This is a genomic window from Aeromonas rivipollensis (assembly GCF_010974825.1).
Lineage (GTDB): Bacteria > Pseudomonadota > Gammaproteobacteria > Enterobacterales > Aeromonadaceae > Aeromonas > Aeromonas rivipollensis.
The window spans coordinates 1-16,523 of sequence record NZ_JAAILA010000014.1 but is presented as its reverse complement, the minus strand read 5'-3'; the positions used below and the strand labels follow the sequence as shown (position 1 = coordinate 16,523).

Below are 16,523 nucleotides of genomic sequence, written 5' to 3'. Positions count from 1 at the left end.
ACGATGAAAAAAGTGGTTTCTATCGGCACCAAATCATGGGGGAGGATGCCGCTCCTGTCACCGGATGGTCTGCAGCGGTGAGTGGGGCGTTATTAATCCAGCTCCATGACGTTGCTGCTGATTTATTGATGCAAATGCCCCCACAGTTGCCCGCCAGGTTGGTGCCGCCCCCCGATCGCGGTTGTCGTTAGTGACAATGACCACACTCATATGGAAATGCATTGGTGTTTTTCATATGAGTACGCTAGGGTGTGCCCGAATTGATTGCGCCCCCAGGATGGGGGCGTATTTTTTACATTTGTTCGGGTGATAAAAATGAAAAAAAACGTGCTGAGTATGGCTGTGGCTTGCGTGCTGTCCGGTGTCATGTTGACCGCTTGCGGGGGCGGTGGTGACGATAATGGGGGTGGCAACAGTGGTGGTGGCAATAACGGCGGTGGCACCGATACGGGCAGCAAGCCCCAGCACACAGCCGTCTTCCTGGATTCGGTCGTGGGTGGCCTCGACTATCAGTGTGACGACTACGTTGGTGTGACCAACGCCAAGGGTGAATTCCTGTTTGATGATGGTGACAGCTGCTCCTTCGCACTGGGTAACCAGCGTCTGGGGTCCGTGACCCTCAAGGCTGGCAACTCGCTGGTGACGCCATATACTCTGGCCGGTGACGACAAGGAGAGAGCGATCCGCATTGCCGCCTTGCTGCAGACACTCGACAGCGACAGCAATCCAGAAAATGGCATCACCCTCGACAAGGCACAGGTCGCGCAGCTGGGGATCATCGAACTGGGTAGCGACGACGCCTTCAACACCTCACTGGTCGAAGCGTTGAAGACTGCGGGTCTGACCAAGGACGTCGTCTCCCTGGCCGCCGCGAAAGACCACCTCTCCGCCACCCTGGCAGGGGTCAATGGCCGCTCTGTCGCGGTCGACAAGGTACTCTCCGATCTGCAGGGGCTGACCGACCTGAAGAATCTGGATGTCGAGAGCAAGCTCAAGGATTACAAAGGCACGCTGCAGGCTGAAACCACAGACAGTGGCAAGGTAGATCGCCAGATAGTGCTGGCCATGCTGGCCATGCTCGAGGTGACCAACAACCCCGTGGTTGCCGAGCGCCTGGGCTTCACATCTTCTGCCATTGGCAGCGGTTACAGTACCAGCCTGGCCAAGGTGATCGATGTCATCATCCACACCCCCGGCACCGCTGCCGTGGCGCTCAAAGGTGGCAAGGGTTACACCCGTGACGTGGCCCAGCTGATGGGTGCCTATGCCGACAGCATGGAAAAAGTCGCGGCTACCCTGGCTGACATCCAGGATCCGGATTACAGCGCTACCTATGGTGATGACGAGTCTGTCACCCTCAACTTCGACGGTGCCAAGGCCCTGCGGGCCTCGGCGATGGCGATGGCATCGGCACTCAATATTGCCGCCTCCTACCAGTACGGTCCGGACAATGCCTATGCCACCCAGGAAGAAGAGGTGACCTTGCTGCGCATGCACATCAAGGAGTCCTGGGGCATGCAGCCCAGCACCACTTATGAAGAGAGCGCCAGCACCTTCAAGACCCAGTTCAGTCAGCTGGATATCGAGCCGGACAACCTGGTGAATCACGCCGACTTCTTCCGTCTGACCGACGATGCCAAGGCGCGTTTGGGCAAGGCCAAGGCGCAGTTGAACGGTGCAGTGGCCATCGCACTGACCATCGATCAGAGCAAGCTGGATGATTCGCTGACCCAGGAGGAGATCGAGGCCAATACCGCTACCCTGAAGCAGCTGGCCGACCATTTCTCGGGAAAGGTGACCACTATCCAGTGGGAAAATACCGAGACCAAGTACGTCAACACTGGCATGGGTTGGGAGCCTCAGAACGTAGGGGTGAAGTACAACCTCAATGTGCTGCCGTTCTTCGATGAGATGCTGGATCGCAGTGATGTGACCATCAAGGTGGCGGGCGCCTGCGACGGCTCTGTGGGCGAGCGGGATGCCGAACTGTCCAAGGCAATGGGAGAGCCCATGTGTCTCATCTCGAGCGACGAGTTCAAGGCACTTGCCCAGAGCGATCGCGGCGCACTGAAGTACATAGGCTGGATGCGGGAAGCTCAAGACAGCCACACCACCATCTATGCCAAGGGTGTGAGCTATGACTGGTCAACCCAGATGACGCCGCTGGCCGGTTCGACCTTTGACAAGGTCTTCGTCTCCTGTACCGATCTGGATGACAACAAGGTCAGCTGTGCCGATCAGCTGTAAACAATGCAAAGCGCTCCTGTTGGGAGCGCTCTTTTTGCTGATGCCGGCGGCGCAAGCTGCCGGCATGTTGGCACGCTACAAAGATTATCGGGAGCGTGTCTTCGATAGTCAGGGTCAGTTGCAATATCAATTGATTACCCGCGAATACTTGCAGCGGATGCCCAGCGGGCGTCCGTCATTGTCCAGTCTCTTTGCGTTGCGAGAAATGCAACGTGAGTCACTGCAGCTCAAACAAGGCACCTTGATGGTGGACGCCGCCATAGTGCACTTCCAGCATGGGTATTATCAGGATGGCCAGCTCATGATGGGCGGCACGGAAGTGACCTTGCCTGAAGGCCGTTTGCACGCAGCCTCCCTTCGTTTTGACCCTGTCCATCAGGTGTTGGATGCACCACGCGCCATGCTGCTCAGCTTTTCCGGTGATGTGTTGGGCCAATATCGGAACTATCACCGCCCCCTTCGTTGATCCTGCCGGTTGGTCTCTGGCCGCTCAGGCCGTATAATCGCCGCCTGTATAAATAAACAGGAGTGGTGATGGACGTTTCAACCCTGCTCGACGGGCTCAACGACAAGCAAAGAGACGCGGTGGCGGCCCCTCGCAGCAATCTGCTGGTGCTGGCAGGCGCCGGCTCGGGCAAGACACGGGTGCTAGTGCACCGTATCGCCTGGCTGATGCAGGTGGAGCGTTGCTCACCCTTCTCCATCATCGCCGTGACCTTTACCAACAAGGCGGCGGCCGAGATGCGCGGCCGGGTCGAGAAAGTGATCGGCGACGGCGTGCGCGGCATGTGGATAGGCACCTTCCACGGCATCGCCCACCGCCTGCTGCGGGCCCACCATCTGGATGCGGGCCTGCCCCAGGACTTCCAGATCCTCGACTCCGACGACCAGTACCGTCTCATCCGCCGGGTGCTCAAGGCGCTCAACCTCGACGAGAAGCACTGGGCCCCCCGCGCCGTGATGGGCTACATCAACGGCAAGAAGGACGAGGGCTTGCGCCCCGGCGACATCGACCTCTACGGCGACCCCGTCACCCGCACCTATCAGCAGATCTACAAGACCTACCAGGAGACCTGTGATCGCTCCGGGCTGGTGGACTTTGCCGAGCTGTTGCTGCGCGCCCACGAGCTGTGGCTGAACCGGCCCCACATCCTCGAGCACTACCGGGATCGCTTCCAGAACATACTGGTGGACGAGTTCCAGGACACCAACGGCATCCAGTACGCCTGGCTGCGGATGCTGGCAGGCGAGTCCGGCAAGGTGATGATAGTGGGTGACGACGACCAGTCCATCTACGGCTGGCGCGGCGCCAAGATAGAGAACATCCAGCGCTTCCTGACCGACTATGAGGGGGCCGAGACCATACGCCTCGAGCAGAACTACCGCTCCACCGCCAATATCCTCAAGGCCGCCAACTGCGTCATCGCCAACAACTCGGAGCGGCTCGGCAAGGAGCTGTGGACCGAGGGGGCAGAAGGGGATCCGATTTCCCTCTACGCCGCCTTCAACGAGGTGGACGAGGCGCGCTTCGTGGTCGGCCGCCTCAAGGATTGGAAGGAGAAGGGCGGCCTGCTGGCCGACTGCGCCATCCTCTACCGCTCCAACGCCCAGTCCCGGGTGCTGGAAGAGGCGCTGATGCAGGACGCCATGCCCTATCGCATCTACGGCGGCCTGCGCTTCTTCGAGCGCCAAGAAATTAAAGACGCCATGGCCTACCTGCGCCTCATCAACAACAGAGGCGACGACGCCAGCTTCGAGCGGGTCGTCAACACCCCGACCCGGGGCATCGGCGAGCGCACCCTGGAGATATTGCGCAACAACGCCCGGGATCAGGGCCAGAACCTCTGGCAGTCTGCCAAGACGCTGCTCAACGACAAGGTGCTGACCGGCCGCGCCGGCAACGCGGTGCGCGGCTTCGTCGAGCTGATCGACGCGCTGGAGGAGAAGGTCTCCTTATTGCCCCTGCACCAGCAGGCGGACATCGCCATCCAGAATTCTGGCCTCAAGGCCATGTATCTGGCGGAGAAGGGCGAGAAGTCCCAGGCACGGGTAGAGAACCTGGACGAACTGGTCACCGCCTGCCGTCAGTACCAGCGCCCGGACGAGCTGGAAGACATGAGCGATCTGTCGGCCTTCCTCGCCCACGCGGCGCTGGAATCCGGCGAGAATCAGGCGGACGAATACGCCGATGCGGTGCAGCTGATGACACTGCACAGCGCCAAGGGGCTGGAGTTCCCCCTGGTGCTGCTGGTCGGCGTGGAGGAAGGCATGTTCCCCAGCCAGCAATCCACCGAGGAGTCGGGTCGGCTGGAAGAGGAGCGGCGCCTCTGTTACGTCGGCATGACCCGCGCCATGGAGAAGCTCTACATCTGTTATGCCGAGAGCCGCCGCATCTACGGCCGCGAGATGTTCCACAAGCCGAGCCGCTTTATCCGCGAGATGCCCGCCGAGTGTCTGGAAGAGATCCGGCTGCGCACCCAGGTCAGCCGCCCGACCCAGTACGGCCGCTTTAGCCAGAACGAGGTGCAGCAGAGCTTCGACGCCAGCGGCATCAAGCTCGGCCAGCGGGTGCTCCATCCGAAATTCGGTGAAGGCATAGTGCTCAACTTCGAAGGGGTCGGCCAGCAGAGCCGGGTGCAAATCCAGTTCGACGACGTCGGCGCCAAGTGGCTGGTAACGGCCTATGCCAGATTGGAGGCGCTTTGATTTTTCCCGCCTTTTGATAAAACCAACCCGGCTTAGGCCGGGTTTTTATATCAACCATCGCAACAAGCTTAAAGACACGATTACCACATAATCTTCGACATTTGCCCCTAAACCCCTAGGGGCTTAGGCAAGATAATCAGCATTGTGTTTAAAAAAGACAATAACTCATGTAAAGTGTATAAAAATGACGCTTAGCTAAGGGCCTAGAAGCCCTTAAGTTCTAACGGGAGGTTCGTATGAGTAACTTGTCTTATGTGTTGGGCAAGGTTGGTTTTGCCACCATTCCCAACAAAACACTGAAAGATGCTATAGACGCTATTCAGGAGAAGCTGAGAAGGCAGTATCCTGTTATTGGTGCTATGACAACTATTGAATACAACCAAATTGAATTTAGTGGGGCTGGCTCACCTCAAACAGTCACTATATCTCATCCTGTTCTTGTTATGACAGATGCAGATCGTGCTTTTGGTTTTAGGTTGACACCAGACTCCTTATTTGTACATACGACATCATATGTTACGTATAAAGATTATATTACTAAGTTTACTGAAATAATTGACTCCATTACTTCTGTAATAGAGCTCACTCATGTTAACTTTATCGGCATGAGATATATCAATAAATATCAATGGGACAACCAAGCTGGTTTTAGTAATTTTGTTAAACGTGGCGAATTTCTTCAGCCTGAGCTTCTTGGTTTGCTACGAGCTGGTGGCAACATGACATCTGCTTTTTTGTCAGAGAATAAAAGACTTGTTGTCAATAGTGGAGTGACGATCGACTCTGTAAAATATCCTCACGATGTTTTCGAATTGGTTAGAGACTTCATGATTGAAAATGAGGTGAAATCAGGTCCATGGGCACATCTTGATTTTGACAGTTTTGAACCATTTGAGAAAATGATCCCTTATAATATTAATACTATAATAAACTGCTTCAGTTTACTGCATGACAACATAAAACGAGCATACTTAGACATTACTGTAAATTAACACCGGAGATAATATGGCATACGTCAACTACTCAACAGCACCAAGAGGAAGACATATTCCTTACGAGGAGAGTGGTATGCATAATGGTGGATTTTGTAAAACTGAGTCATTCGATATCGGTAAAGATATTTTTACCGGTTCAAATAGCATGGATATTACAAGAAGAGTGCGGCAGCAACAAACTTCTTCATACACTCACATTATCCAGAAAAGTATTTTTATAATTACTTTGGCGGTAGGTTCATCTGTTATACCAGTGACCTCATCTGCGCCAAAACTAGATTATGGCTATGGACAGCATGCTATAAAAAAGAGCATAGGAAATAAAACCTACGCAGCCGTTCAGCCATCTGAAAAAAAGGATGCATTGGACGACAATATAATTAAAAAATCTTTTTCATTAAAAGATTCTTTTGGTTTTTCAAAAATAGCTCAATGGGCTTCTGTTCTTAATGTTGAAAGAAAGACTATATATGATTGGCAGAAAAATCCAAAAAAGAATGTACATGAGAGAATCGCCAAGAGAATTGAAGCCTTAGATGTTCTTCACGAAGACATGCTAGAACCACATCGTAAATATCTGGCCCTATTCAGTTTTGGGAAATATTCTGATCCAATACTTAAAAATGCCTTAATTGAAGAGCCAATGGATAAAGAAAAACTTTTAGAAAGTTATGATCGTCTATTTGTTAAATTTGATGGACTAGCCGTAAGAAAAAGCTTGGAAATAGGTTAATTTCTCAAAGGGGGGAGTGATGTCTGTTACACATGAATGTTTAACTTCCGAATCTCATAACAGAGAGGGGTGGATTAAATCTGGATGGAGCAGGGGGGTTTTTATTAGCCTGAATGATAACGCCCATCTTAAGGATATTATCCCCGCTGAGATTTTATCTTATGTAGAGAAAAAGGAATCTATTTACCTTATTCCAGTAACTTACGACTGCGCACTTGTTGACGAGGATTTCTCTCGTGAACCATGGGCTCAAATTATCCTTCTATGGAAGGCAGATAATGAAAATGGAAATTTTAAATTCGGCAAAAACCCAAGAGTTATTCAAATGCCAGTCAACATCGGTAGCAACATTGAGCATTATGAGGCTCAAGCTATTGGAATTTGCCATGTCAAACGGGACACTCTACTACGTTCGAACATAGATAAAACTCGAACGCTCTCCCCAAAATTTTTAAAAATTGTCTTAGGTTGGTGTGCGGCACGTATTACTCGTTCTGTTTTCCCTGACTCATGGAACAATAGACTAAGTAAATCAAAGAAAATTTTTGAGAAAATATGGAATGATGACACGTTCAACAGTTTAATTAGTGGTGTTTATATTAATGCAATACCATTTAATGAACAGGCTGATGATAAATTTTATGACGCCAATGTTATACTTTGTTTTGATACCGAACAGCAGGAAGTAAATCTGCGAAAGTACAAAGATAAGTTTGAGCAACAACATATAGAGATGATAAGTGGTGCATTTAAAACCACCTTGAATATAAACTTGAAATCTGTCAAAATTCTTGCCGACACGGAATTTACAAAGAGCATGGAACGAGATTTCCATCTACTAGATTTAGAGTACTTTAGTTCTAAAGAATAATTGTTAACGAAAACTCAAATTAAAATTTTCATTATTGGTATCCCGACAACGCTTGGTCAATGTTGATGGCTAGACTATCGTGCATGCAGTCAAGAAATATTCCAATCCCTTCTGGCCGATCTGCCACTTACATTAGGTAAACATGCTTGAGTGGGTTGCTCTAAATATCAACAGATGGCCGAGTTAATCCACGACCACCTATATAATACGCGACAACGTCAGCCTATCACTTAACCAACTTGCTCTCCATCACCCCTTGCTTGCCCTCCTCTTCACTGACCTGACTCAGCTTGGAGCGGGCCATCAGTAGATCCATTTCGACCTCATGCCAAACGCAGCAGTTTTTGCCCGCCTCGGCACTGAGGGTCTGGGTGGCATCGTTCTCCGACTTGTAAGAGATGCGGCTGCCCGGCGCCCTCTGTTTTGCTTGGAAGAAAGATAAATAAAGGTTCGCATGGGGCCTTGCGGACACGCAACCGCTCAGACTGGTACCGATGTGACGGGATTCAATATTTCAACAATTAACTGGCATGGTGTGCCACTTTGACGGTGCAGCGAACAGCGGCATACTGCCCCGTCACCAGATGGGAGTCATTAATGTCTAAGTGGATGCCGACACTGCGCCGGATGGGGCGGTGGTTGTTACGAAAAACGGCGTTGGCGCTGCTGACCAGCCTGCTATTTATGGTTTCGTTTACCCTGTTCCAATACGCTTCCTGGTGGCCTGCACTGGCCGAGGATACTTCCCTCCAATGGAGCAGCCTCTCTTCGGGGCGGACCTTTGCCGAGCTGGCCCCGGCCATGCTGGAGTTCAGTGCCGTACTCGCCTGTGCTTTCTGGCCCCTGTTTTTGCTGACGCCCCGGCGGCTGTTGCTGCCGCTCTTTGCCGGGCTCTGGTTGTGGCAGATCTATGACCTTGCCTTTATGACGGCAACCGCGTCGACCTGGCTGCCCCACGAGATCATCTGGGCCTTTATCCTGCCCCACACCCACTGGCTGCTGCTCACCTTGGTACCTCCGCTGCTGCTGATCCGCCATCTCGGCAGGCGGCTATTTGCTGATACATCGGCAACTCAGGCGGGGGTGATCACTCTGGATGGCAGGCTGTAGTCAGGGGAATCGACCGATTAGGTGAACGTCCGATTACGCTTCGCTAATCGAACCTACACGCCGCCATACAGTTGGGTTGTCTGTGTCGTGGTCGAGAGGCACAAACCCCAAGCTCCCGCCTGTCTGGCTTACCGCAGCTGAAACGCCTTGACGATAAATTCGATAAAGAGCCGCACCTTGCGGGACTGCTCCTTGTGGAGGGGGTAGACGGCGAAGAGGGCGTGGGGGTCGGGTTGCCAGTCGGGGAGCAGTTTGACCAGGGTGCCGTCTGCCAGTTCGCTCGACACGAACTCTTTGGGCACCAGGATCACCCCAAGCCCCTGCGCGGCCGCCTGTTTCAGGGCTATGCCGTTGTTGGCGCAGAAGCTGGCGGGAGGCAGTTCCACCGCTACGCTCTCCGCGTCCCGGGTAAAGAACCACTTGTTGGGGGAGGAGGAGAGGCTGTAGCGCAGGCAGTTGTGGGCCTTGAGATCCGCCGGGTGGGCGGGCTGGCCCGCCTCCTTCAGGTAGTCGGGGGCGGCGCAGAGCACCCGCTGCACCTCGCACAGGGGTTTGGCGCGCAGGGTGGAGTCCTCCAGGGTGCCTGCCCCCCGGATCACCAGATCCAGCCCCTGATCCACCAGGTCCATGTAGGCGTCGCTCAGGATCACCTCGATGCCGATCTCCGGGTAGCGGCGCTGGAAATCGCAGACGAGGGGGTTGAGCCGGATCAGCCCGTAGGACATGGGCATGCCGATCTTCAGCCTGCCCCTGGGGGTGAAGGAGGCGGCCATGATGGACTGGTCGGCGGCCTCCAGGCTGTCCAGCACGGCGCATATCTGGCCGTAGTAGGCCATGCCGGATTCGGTGACGCTCAGCCGCCTGGTGGTGCGGTTGATGAGGGCGATACCGAGAAAGGCTTCCAGCTCGTTGATGTTCTTGCTGACCGCCGCCTGGGAGAGGCGCAGGTCGTCCGCCGCCGCCCTGAAGGTGCCCATCTCCACCACCCGGCGAAAGACGTTCAGCGCCGTGATCTTGTTCATCCTGCCCCCGTTAATTCACTACTGGTAAATGATGGCGCCATCATTGCGCACTTTTATCACAATAGTGCGGATCTCGGGGGTGTCCATCCCCCATCCCCGGCCATCAGCCGCCAGCCACAGAGCGGCCCGTGGGTATACCGGCCCGGATAAAGGCCTTCCGGGGGAGTGGCGGACCCGGCAGACACGCAGACAGGGGACCGGGAATGGCCCTTCGCACCCCGGCCCCGCTACGGCAGGCATAAAGGAGGTGGCAGGGCCCGGGCCCCGCCGCCAGATGGCACGAACCGGCTTACTGCGCCTTGCCGGGAGCGGGGGGCAGGCTGATGCCGACATCGGCCCAGGGGTTGGTGCCGAGCAGTTGGGCGTGGGGCACCTCGGCCTGGTAGCGCATGGTGAATGCCTTAGGGCCATGGGCGAAGGCCACCAGCAGCCCCTGTTTTGCGTCCATCAGCCCGGCGTGCATGCCCAGCCCGTGATAGCTGATCCGCACGGCCTTGTCTTCAAGTCCCACCTTGTCGATCTGGAAGCGGGCTATGCTGCCGTCTTCGAGGGTAAAGCCCCAGCGGAAGGGGCCGCCGCTGACCACAGTCATCACCTCGTCGATGTCGGTGCCATCCTCCGCGGAGTTGACATGCATGCGGCCGTATTTGCCCAGCACGGCGCTGCGGGTGCCCTCGTCCAGCGCCATCAGGTCATAGACCTTGGGGTAGGGGCCGACGCCGGTCTCTTCGGTCGCCACGCCCCCTCCTTTCACCGCAGGCTCGCGCCCTGCGAGCCTGGCCTGCTCCAGCAGCTCCCCCTGACTCAGGTTGAAGGCCGCAATCAGGGCGCCGTGCTCAGCTTTGGTCAACGCGCGGCGGTGGGAAGCCTCGAGCAGCGGCCTGGCCCCGTCGGGAATCTCGACGGTGACTACGTTGACCCCTATGGGGTTGAGCACTCCGTTGACGGCCTCGACCCCGCTGACGGCGGGACGACCATCGCTGAACTGCACCGAGACAAGGTCACCGGCGAAGGTGTTGAAAGACATGGCTGAGGCGATGGCGCCAGCCAGCAAAGGGACGTGGGGGAATTTCATAACAGACTCCTCGTTAAGGTTCGAGAAGCAGTCTAGGGCGGTGAAGTGTTCACTGAAATGGCACTCAGCTGATATCAAAATTCACTGCTGGTAATGAATCGAAGAGGAGAGGGGTCTGCCGGTCGATCCCGCCTGGCCTGGGAAAGATCCATATATCTCCCCCGTCTGTGTGTTTGCGTACAGACCGGGCCTGTGGACGGGTCGCACTATCAGATGGGTCGTTTATGTCGCCCAGATGCAACCTTTAGGAGAAAGCCATGACCATTGGAACCGTTCTGCTGATCGTGCTTGTCCTGCTACTGATCGGCGCCATTCCCCGCTGGCCGCACAGCCAGGGCTGGGGTTACGCGCCAAGCGGCGTTATCGGACTGGTACTGACAGTACTGCTCATCCTGGTCTTGCTCGGCAAGATCTAGCCAAGTTCACTTCGGAGAAATCAACAGATGCCACACAGCAACCTAACCCTCGTCGCCATCTCGCTGCTCTGCACCCTGGGGCTGAGCGGATGCGACAAACCGGGGTCGGCGGAACAGGCCGGCAAGAGCATAGATGATGCGGCCAGCGAGACTGGCAAGAAGGTCGATGCCACCCTCGACAAGTATGAAGACAAGGTGAGCCAGCAAGGTGCCGAGAGCGCCCAGGCCTGGGCAGACACCGAAGTCACCACCAAGGTGAAGACCAAGCTCTTCGGCGAGCCCGGCCTGAGATCACTGCAGATCAGCGTCGACACCGTCGGCGGTGTCGTCACCCTGACCGGGACGGCCGATTCGCAAGCCAACAGCGACAAGGCCAGCGCGATCGCGATGGCGGTGGATGGCGTCGAGAATGTCGTCAATCAGCTGACCCTCACCGCGACCCAATAGGGTCGCTTGCTCAAGGAGCACAAGATGGAAATGCACCAAGCCTACCGGGAAAGAATGAGCGCCCAGCTCAAGGAGTGGGGCTGCCAGATCAACCTGCTGGAAGCCAAGCTGGAGACCCTCTCGGCCGACATGAGGGTCAAGGGGAGCAAGGAGCTTCAGGCCCTGCGTGCCAGGCAGCATGCCGCCTCCGACAGCATGGAGGTGCTCGGCAGGGAGAGCGGCGAGTCCTGGGATCAGGTCAAGCTGACCGCCGATCAGATGTGGCACGATCTGAAGAGCGGTCTGGCGGAGGCCCAGTCGAAATTCAAGTGAGCGGGGATCCCCCTGGGAGAAGCTGGGTGTCCCAAGATGAAAAAAGTCGGCGAACGCCCGGGCCGGGAGTTCGCCGCCCGGGCGGCCAGCATGATGATGTTCACCCGCCAGCGAGATCAGTCCCCACTGAACCACTCGCCTGCATTCACGCCGCCTTTTCCCGTGTCGCTGGCTGACCCTGGGCGGCCCACGCCCATCCTTCCTTTCATCTCGTCAACCGCCATCACACAGAGCGCTGTGATCCAATCGTTCGGGACAGTCATATCACTCTGGCCACTTACCAAATGGAGATTGATCAAATGAAATGGTTTCAGCGTTGTGCAGCCATTGCCATGGGATTAACCCTGGCAGCCTGTGGGGGGAGTGATAATGACAGCAGCCCGCCCAATGCCACCATCAGGATCAGCCATCTGGCCCCTGATGCCCCCAAGGTTGATGTAAGGGTCGATGGTGCGGCTTTCCTGACGGCCGTTGACTATGGCAGCAGCAGCGGGCTCAAGCCGGTTGCCGCTGGCAGTCACGAAGTCGCGGTCGACGGCATCTTGCCAGGGGGGACGACGACGACTGTCATAGGCCCTGTGTCTCTCGAGCTGAAACCCGACACTCAGTACGACGTGCTGGCCGTCGGCAAACTGGCTGGCAGCGGTGATACCGCCTTTGGTCCCCTGGTGATTGAGCGGCCGAACCAGGCGCCCACAGGAGGTGATATTCGTGTGCAGGTGCTGCATGCCGCACCGGGTGCACCGGCGGTCGACATCCATGTCACCGCGCCGGGGGCCGCCCTGAGCAGCCCGACGCTGGCCAATATTCCGTTCAAGACCTACAGCGACCCCCTAACCCTGCCGGCAGGCGAATACCAGATCAGGCTGACCTTGCCGGGGACAGTGGATGTGGTTTATGACTCCGGCCCGCAGACACTCAACGCCGGGGCTGACCTGCTGATCGCAGCGATCGATAACCTCGGGGCGGGGCCAAGTCCGGTGCAGTTGCTCGCCATCGGCGATGCTGGCGCCACCCCCATCCTGTCTGTCGATGAAGAGGCTCAGTTGAGGGTGGTCCATGCCGTTGCCGATGCCCCTGCCGTCGACATCTGGGTGAATGGTGTTGCCCCGACAGCGGCCCCGCTGCAAGGATTGGCCTTCAAGGGGAACACCGGGTATCTGGGGCTGGCCGCCGCCGATTATGACTTTGTGGTCACGCCAACCGGAGCCGCCACCCCTGAGGTGATCAGTGCCAGCGACGTGCCGCTCAAGGCGGGGGCTCGCTACTCCCTGTTTGCCGTGGGCCAGTTGCTGGACCCCTCAGGTGAAACCATAGAGCCGCTGTTGCTGACGGATACCGGACGGGTGGTGGCTACCGAGGCTCAACTGCGGGTGCTCCATGCCGCCCCCACGGCACCGGCAGTCGATATCTATCTGACTGCGGGCACTGACATCAGCGGCGCCTCACCGGTGCTCAAGGCCGTGCCCTTCAAGGCAGACAGCGGCTATCTTGCCGTTGCTGCCGGTGATTACCAGGTCACCGTCACGGCCTCGGGTGACAAGACCCCTGTCATAGGTCCCCTGCCGGTCACCCTGGCCAATGGCCAGGTGCTGACAGCCGCGGCCCTGTCTGACAGTGTCGGCGGCGTGGATCCCGAGTTGCTGGTCCTGGACGACATCAGCAGCAAAAAATGACCCTCTGCTAGTCAACCGACTCGCAACCTGACCCAAACTGAGCCCTTCAGTTTGGGTCTTTTTATGGCAGGAAGTCTGGGTGTCCCAGGATGATGACACCAGCGAGATCAGGCCCCCCGCCAGCGCTTGAACAGCACGCTGGCATTCACGCCGCCAAAACCAAAGCCATTGGAGATGGCGTGCTCGATCCCCATGTCACGGGCCGCGCCCCGCACTATGTCCACCCCGTCGGCGAGGGGATCGGCTTGCTGCAGGTTGCGGGTGGCGGGCACTCTCTGATCGCGAATGGCCAGCGCGGTGAAGATGGCCTCTATGCCCCCGGCGGCCCCCAGCAGATGGCCGGTGGCTGACTTGGTGGAGGTCACCGCAATCTGGTTGTCATCCCCAAATACGCGTTTGATGGCGGCCAGCTCCCCCCTGTCACCCACCGGGGTCGAGGTGGCATGGGCATTGAGGTGCTGGACATCCGCCGCCTGAATGCCGGCCTGAGCCAGAGCCGCCATCATGGCGCGGCGTGCGCCGTCGCCATCTTCGGGACCGGCGGTGAGGTGATAGGCGTCGGCACTGGTGCCATAGCCCACCAGCTCCACTATGGGGGTGGCGCCTCGGGCCAGGGCGTGTTCCAGGGATTCAATCACCAGGATCCCGGCCCCTTCGCCCATGACAAACCCATCGCGGTCGACATCGAAGGGGCGGGAGGCCGCTTCGGGGTTATCGGCATAGGCTGAGGACAGCGCGCGAGCAGCGGCAAACCCGCCCAGACTGACGCGGTCAATGGTGGCTTCGGCCCCGCCACAGATGGCGATGTCGGCCTCACCGCAGCGAATGAGCCGGGCGGCGTCGCCAATGGCCTGCACCCCGGCGGCGCAGGCCGTGACCGGTGCCCCGAGCGGTCCTTTGAAGCCGAAGTTGATGGAGACATGGCCCGCCGCCATGTTGACCAGGAAGGAGGGGATGGTGAAGGGGGACAAGCGGCGCGGTCCCCGCTCATCCGTGGTGCGCACCGCATCGACGATGGCGGGGAAGCCGCCGATGCCCGAGGCGATGATGGTGGCGGTGCGCTCCTGCTCTGCCGCCGTCCTGGGGGCCCAGTTGGCCTGCAGCAGGGCCTCCTTGGCCGCGGCAATGGCAAAGAGGATGAAGCGATCCATCTTCTTCTGCTCCTTGATCGGCACCACTGCATCAGGGTCAAACCCGGCCAGGGGATCTTCTGCCAGGGAGGGCACCATGGCGCCCACCTTGGCGGCCAGCCCTTCGGTGAAGGCCTCCGGCAGGCGGCGCAAGCCGGACTGGCCCGCCAGCAGCCGCTGCCACACTGTTTCCACCCCATATCCAAGCGGGGTCACAGCTCCCATTCCTGTCACCACGATGCGAGTTGAGCTCATGATTCTGATTCCTGTTTCGAAGGGTTATCGCCGCTCATCACGCCATTGGCATGGCGCAGACGCTGCTTCATGCCGTCACTGGCGGCCGGTCCCGGCACCAGGGTGTGGCGCGAGGGTGAAATCTCCTGACCCGTGCGCCTGTCCACCAGCATGGGCTCGACCAGCTCGCCCGTCTGGGCATCCCTCAGCTGGATGCTGGCTCCCTCGGGCGCAAGGTGGTTATTGCCCCAGGTGAGCAGCGCGATCAGCACGGCGCTGAGATCCTGGCCGCGGGGGGTGAGCGCATATTGATAGCGAGGGGGGCGTTCGGAGTAGAGCCGCTTCTCCATCAGCCCCCCCTCGACCAGGGCGGTCAGGCGCCGGGTCAGTATGTTGGGGGAAATACCAAGGCTCTTTTGAAATTCATCGAAGCGCGACAGGCCATGCATGGCATCGCGGATAATCAGCAGACTCCACCACTCGCCGACATGATCCAGGCTGCGGGCGATGGGGCACTGCTGTTCACTCAGACTCTTCTTGCGCATATGGGTTATCAGGTTACTTGCATAATGGAAGTCACCATACGGCCCTTACTTCCATTATGCAAGTGACTAGTGCCGTCCGGTGGTGGGCGATGGTAATAGGCACCTTGGGAGAGGGGAAATCTGGGACACCCACCTTGCAGGGCATGTCATCGCCAGGGGGCTGCCGAGAGAGGCTGTGGGCGCCATGGGGCCTGGCTCCCGGCAATGGGGCGGCACTTGTGGTATCAAGTCAGTGTTACTTCCACCCACCAGAGCACATCGGAGAAGAATCATATGCTGGCGCTGATCACCACGGCTCACCACACCAGTTACCCCAATCCCATCGGCTTTAGCGCCGGGGAGCGGGTGCGTATCGGCCACGAGGATGACGAGTTTCCGGGCTGGGTTCGCACCGTCACGACGGACGGCAACGAAGGGTGGGCGCCGCTGTCGCTGCTGACGCTCCTCGGGGAAGGGGAGGCGCTGGCGCGCCAGGATTACACCGCCCGCGAGCTGGATGTGGTGGTGGGTGAGCGGGTCAGGGTGGAGAGAGAGCTGGCCGGCTGGCTCTGGGTGCACAACGAAACAGGGGGCTCGGGCTGGATACCGGCAAGCTGCATCTCCTCGCCGTCATAAGGCAGGGCCGGTTTGCGTTGCCACGGGCGGCAGGGGAGCCGTCAACATCGTGGGATGAGGGGAAGGAGAGGGCCAGGGCATTCAGAAACCCGGCCGTCAGCTGGGGCGCGGCGGCCGGGTGAATTGTAAAGAGTAGGGTGACGGGGAAGGGGATCAGAGCCGCATCGCCCACGGGGTGCCGGTGGGTGGCGAGCTGGAGCTGGTGGATGGCACCACGCTGTCTCACTCCCTGATGGGGCGTCAGCGCATCTAAACCTGCTTATGGGCCTGCTGCGAAACCGTGATCAAGGCTCATGTGCTGCTCGCTTATGTGAAACCAGGGGCTCACGTATACCTATACGTTCCGGTTCCTGCGCGGATCGATACCTTGCTGACGGCTTCTCGCGACG

At 57.8% G+C, this 16,523-nt stretch carries 16 protein-coding genes and 2 pseudogenes; 13 read left to right on the top strand and 5 right to left on the bottom strand.

Features of this window, described 5'->3' with window-relative positions:
* The first annotated feature begins 327 nt into the window (after positions 1-327).
* The 6 genes from G4923_RS11220 (at position 328) to G4923_RS11195 (ending at position 7,552) form a co-directional block, all read left to right on the top strand.
* A complete protein-coding gene (locus G4923_RS11220; protein ID WP_163137083.1) occupies positions 328-2,247 on the top strand; it encodes a hypothetical protein in 1,920 nt (639 codons plus the stop codon).
* Complete coding sequence (locus tag G4923_RS11215) at positions 2,231-2,713, top strand: hypothetical protein (RefSeq protein ID WP_163137082.1); 483 nt, start codon at positions 2,231-2,233, stop codon at positions 2,711-2,713. The genes G4923_RS11220 and G4923_RS11215 overlap by 17 nt, the downstream gene beginning before the upstream one ends.
* 68 nt (positions 2,714-2,781) lie before the next feature.
* On the top strand, positions 2,782-4,953 hold the full coding sequence (gene uvrD / locus G4923_RS11210) for a DNA helicase II (RefSeq protein ID WP_163137081.1): 2,172 nt from the start codon (positions 2,782-2,784) through the stop codon (positions 4,951-4,953).
* Between the two features lie 236 nt (positions 4,954-5,189).
* Positions 5,190-5,945 carry a TIGR04255 family protein gene (locus tag G4923_RS11205; RefSeq protein ID WP_163137080.1) on the top strand — a complete coding sequence of 252 codons (756 nt, stop codon included), beginning with the start codon at positions 5,190-5,192 and terminating at the stop codon, positions 5,943-5,945.
* A 13-nt stretch (positions 5,946-5,958) separates the two neighbouring features.
* On the top strand, positions 5,959-6,681 hold the full coding sequence (locus G4923_RS11200; protein WP_163137079.1) for a hypothetical protein: 723 nt from the start codon (positions 5,959-5,961) through the stop codon (positions 6,679-6,681).
* A 19-nt stretch (positions 6,682-6,700) separates the two neighbouring features.
* A complete protein-coding gene (locus G4923_RS11195) occupies positions 6,701-7,552 on the top strand; it encodes a hypothetical protein (protein ID WP_163137078.1) in 852 nt (283 codons plus the stop codon).
* A gap of 226 nt (positions 7,553-7,778) precedes the next feature.
* Here G4923_RS11195 and G4923_RS21410 read toward each other — a convergent pair.
* A pseudogene (locus tag G4923_RS21410) lies at positions 7,779-7,976 on the bottom strand (DUF2846 domain-containing protein); the annotation flags it as partial.
* Positions 7,977-8,149: 173 nt separating this feature from the next.
* On the opposite strand from G4923_RS21410, the gene G4923_RS11185 reads away from it, so the two are divergent.
* Complete coding sequence (locus G4923_RS11185) at positions 8,150-8,662, top strand: hypothetical protein (protein ID WP_240455300.1); 513 nt, start codon at positions 8,150-8,152, stop codon at positions 8,660-8,662.
* Positions 8,663-8,790: 128 nt separating this feature from the next.
* Here the strand turns inward: G4923_RS11185 and G4923_RS11180 are convergent, their stop codons facing one another.
* Both G4923_RS11180 and G4923_RS11175 read right to left on the bottom strand, forming a co-directional pair.
* Complete coding sequence (locus G4923_RS11180; protein ID WP_163137077.1) at positions 8,791-9,684, bottom strand: LysR family transcriptional regulator; 894 nt, start codon at positions 9,682-9,684, stop codon at positions 8,791-8,793.
* Positions 9,685-9,973: 289 nt separating this feature from the next.
* Positions 9,974-10,759, bottom strand: coding sequence for a hypothetical protein (locus G4923_RS11175; RefSeq protein ID WP_163137076.1), 786 nt, complete (start codon positions 10,757-10,759; stop codon positions 9,974-9,976).
* Between the two features lie 257 nt (positions 10,760-11,016).
* On the opposite strand from G4923_RS11175, the gene G4923_RS11170 reads away from it, so the two are divergent.
* From G4923_RS11170 to G4923_RS11155, 4 genes are all read left to right on the top strand, one after another.
* The gene (locus tag G4923_RS11170; protein ID WP_106885292.1) at positions 11,017-11,175 is read left to right on the top strand and encodes a DUF3309 family protein; all 159 of its coding nucleotides are present in this window, start codon (positions 11,017-11,019) and stop codon (positions 11,173-11,175) included.
* 27 nt (positions 11,176-11,202) lie between these two features.
* The gene (locus G4923_RS11165) at positions 11,203-11,622 is read left to right on the top strand and encodes a BON domain-containing protein (RefSeq protein ID WP_106885291.1); all 420 of its coding nucleotides are present in this window, start codon (positions 11,203-11,205) and stop codon (positions 11,620-11,622) included.
* A gap of 24 nt (positions 11,623-11,646) precedes the next feature.
* Positions 11,647-11,934, top strand: coding sequence for a sll1863 family stress response protein (locus G4923_RS11160; protein WP_163137075.1), 288 nt, complete (start codon positions 11,647-11,649; stop codon positions 11,932-11,934).
* Positions 11,935-12,233: 299 nt separating this feature from the next.
* Positions 12,234-13,610 (top strand): DUF4397 domain-containing protein, encoded by a 1,377-nt coding sequence (locus tag G4923_RS11155; RefSeq protein WP_163137074.1) that lies wholly within the window; start codon positions 12,234-12,236, stop codon positions 13,608-13,610.
* Between the two features lie 107 nt (positions 13,611-13,717).
* On the opposite strand, the gene fabF is transcribed toward G4923_RS11155, so the two are convergent.
* Entirely contained in the window at positions 13,718-14,995 is a 1,278-nt protein-coding gene (gene fabF / locus G4923_RS11150) for a beta-ketoacyl-ACP synthase II (RefSeq protein ID WP_163137073.1), read from the bottom strand.
* Entirely contained in the window at positions 14,992-15,519 is a 528-nt protein-coding gene (locus G4923_RS11145) for a winged helix-turn-helix transcriptional regulator (RefSeq protein ID WP_163137072.1), read from the bottom strand. The genes fabF and G4923_RS11145 overlap by 4 nt, the downstream gene beginning before the upstream one ends.
* Before the next feature lie 273 nt (positions 15,520-15,792).
* On the opposite strand from G4923_RS11145, the gene G4923_RS11140 reads away from it, so the two are divergent.
* Together G4923_RS11140 and recR are read left to right on the top strand one after the other, a co-directional pair.
* Complete coding sequence (locus tag G4923_RS11140; RefSeq protein ID WP_163137071.1) at positions 15,793-16,134, top strand: SH3 domain-containing protein; 342 nt, start codon at positions 15,793-15,795, stop codon at positions 16,132-16,134.
* 157 nt (positions 16,135-16,291) lie between these two features.
* Positions 16,292-16,387, top strand: a pseudogene (gene recR / locus G4923_RS11135) (recombination mediator RecR); the annotation flags it as partial.
* Positions 16,388-16,523: the final 136 nt, after the last annotated feature.

Bases quoted from the DNA above. Each gene is read 5' to 3' on its own strand.
- G4923_RS11160 (WP_163137075.1), top strand. From the start codon at position 11,647: ATGGAAATGCACCAAGCCTACCGGGAAAGAATGAGCGCCCAGCTCAAG.
- G4923_RS11145 (WP_163137072.1), bottom strand. From the start codon at position 15,519: ATGCGCAAGAAGAGTCTGAGTGAACAGCAGTGCCCCATCGCCCGCAGC.
- G4923_RS11170 (WP_106885292.1), top strand. From the start codon at position 11,017: ATGACCATTGGAACCGTTCTGCTGATCGTGCTTGTCCTGCTACTGATC.
- G4923_RS11195 (WP_163137078.1), top strand. From the start codon at position 6,701: ATGTCTGTTACACATGAATGTTTAACTTCCGAATCTCATAACAGAGAG.
- G4923_RS11200 (WP_163137079.1), top strand. From the start codon at position 5,959: ATGGCATACGTCAACTACTCAACAGCACCAAGAGGAAGACATATTCCT.
- G4923_RS11140 (WP_163137071.1), top strand. From the start codon at position 15,793: ATGCTGGCGCTGATCACCACGGCTCACCACACCAGTTACCCCAATCCC.
- fabF (WP_163137073.1), bottom strand. From the start codon at position 14,995: ATGAGCTCAACTCGCATCGTGGTGACAGGAATGGGAGCTGTGACCCCG.
- G4923_RS11175 (WP_163137076.1), bottom strand. From the start codon at position 10,759: ATGAAATTCCCCCACGTCCCTTTGCTGGCTGGCGCCATCGCCTCAGCC.
- G4923_RS11180 (WP_163137077.1), bottom strand. From the start codon at position 9,684: ATGAACAAGATCACGGCGCTGAACGTCTTTCGCCGGGTGGTGGAGATG.
- uvrD (WP_163137081.1), top strand. From the start codon at position 2,782: ATGGACGTTTCAACCCTGCTCGACGGGCTCAACGACAAGCAAAGAGAC.
- G4923_RS11165 (WP_106885291.1), top strand. From the start codon at position 11,203: ATGCCACACAGCAACCTAACCCTCGTCGCCATCTCGCTGCTCTGCACC.
- G4923_RS11205 (WP_163137080.1), top strand. From the start codon at position 5,190: ATGAGTAACTTGTCTTATGTGTTGGGCAAGGTTGGTTTTGCCACCATT.
- G4923_RS11185 (WP_240455300.1), top strand. From the start codon at position 8,150: ATGTCTAAGTGGATGCCGACACTGCGCCGGATGGGGCGGTGGTTGTTA.
- G4923_RS11155 (WP_163137074.1), top strand. From the start codon at position 12,234: ATGAAATGGTTTCAGCGTTGTGCAGCCATTGCCATGGGATTAACCCTG.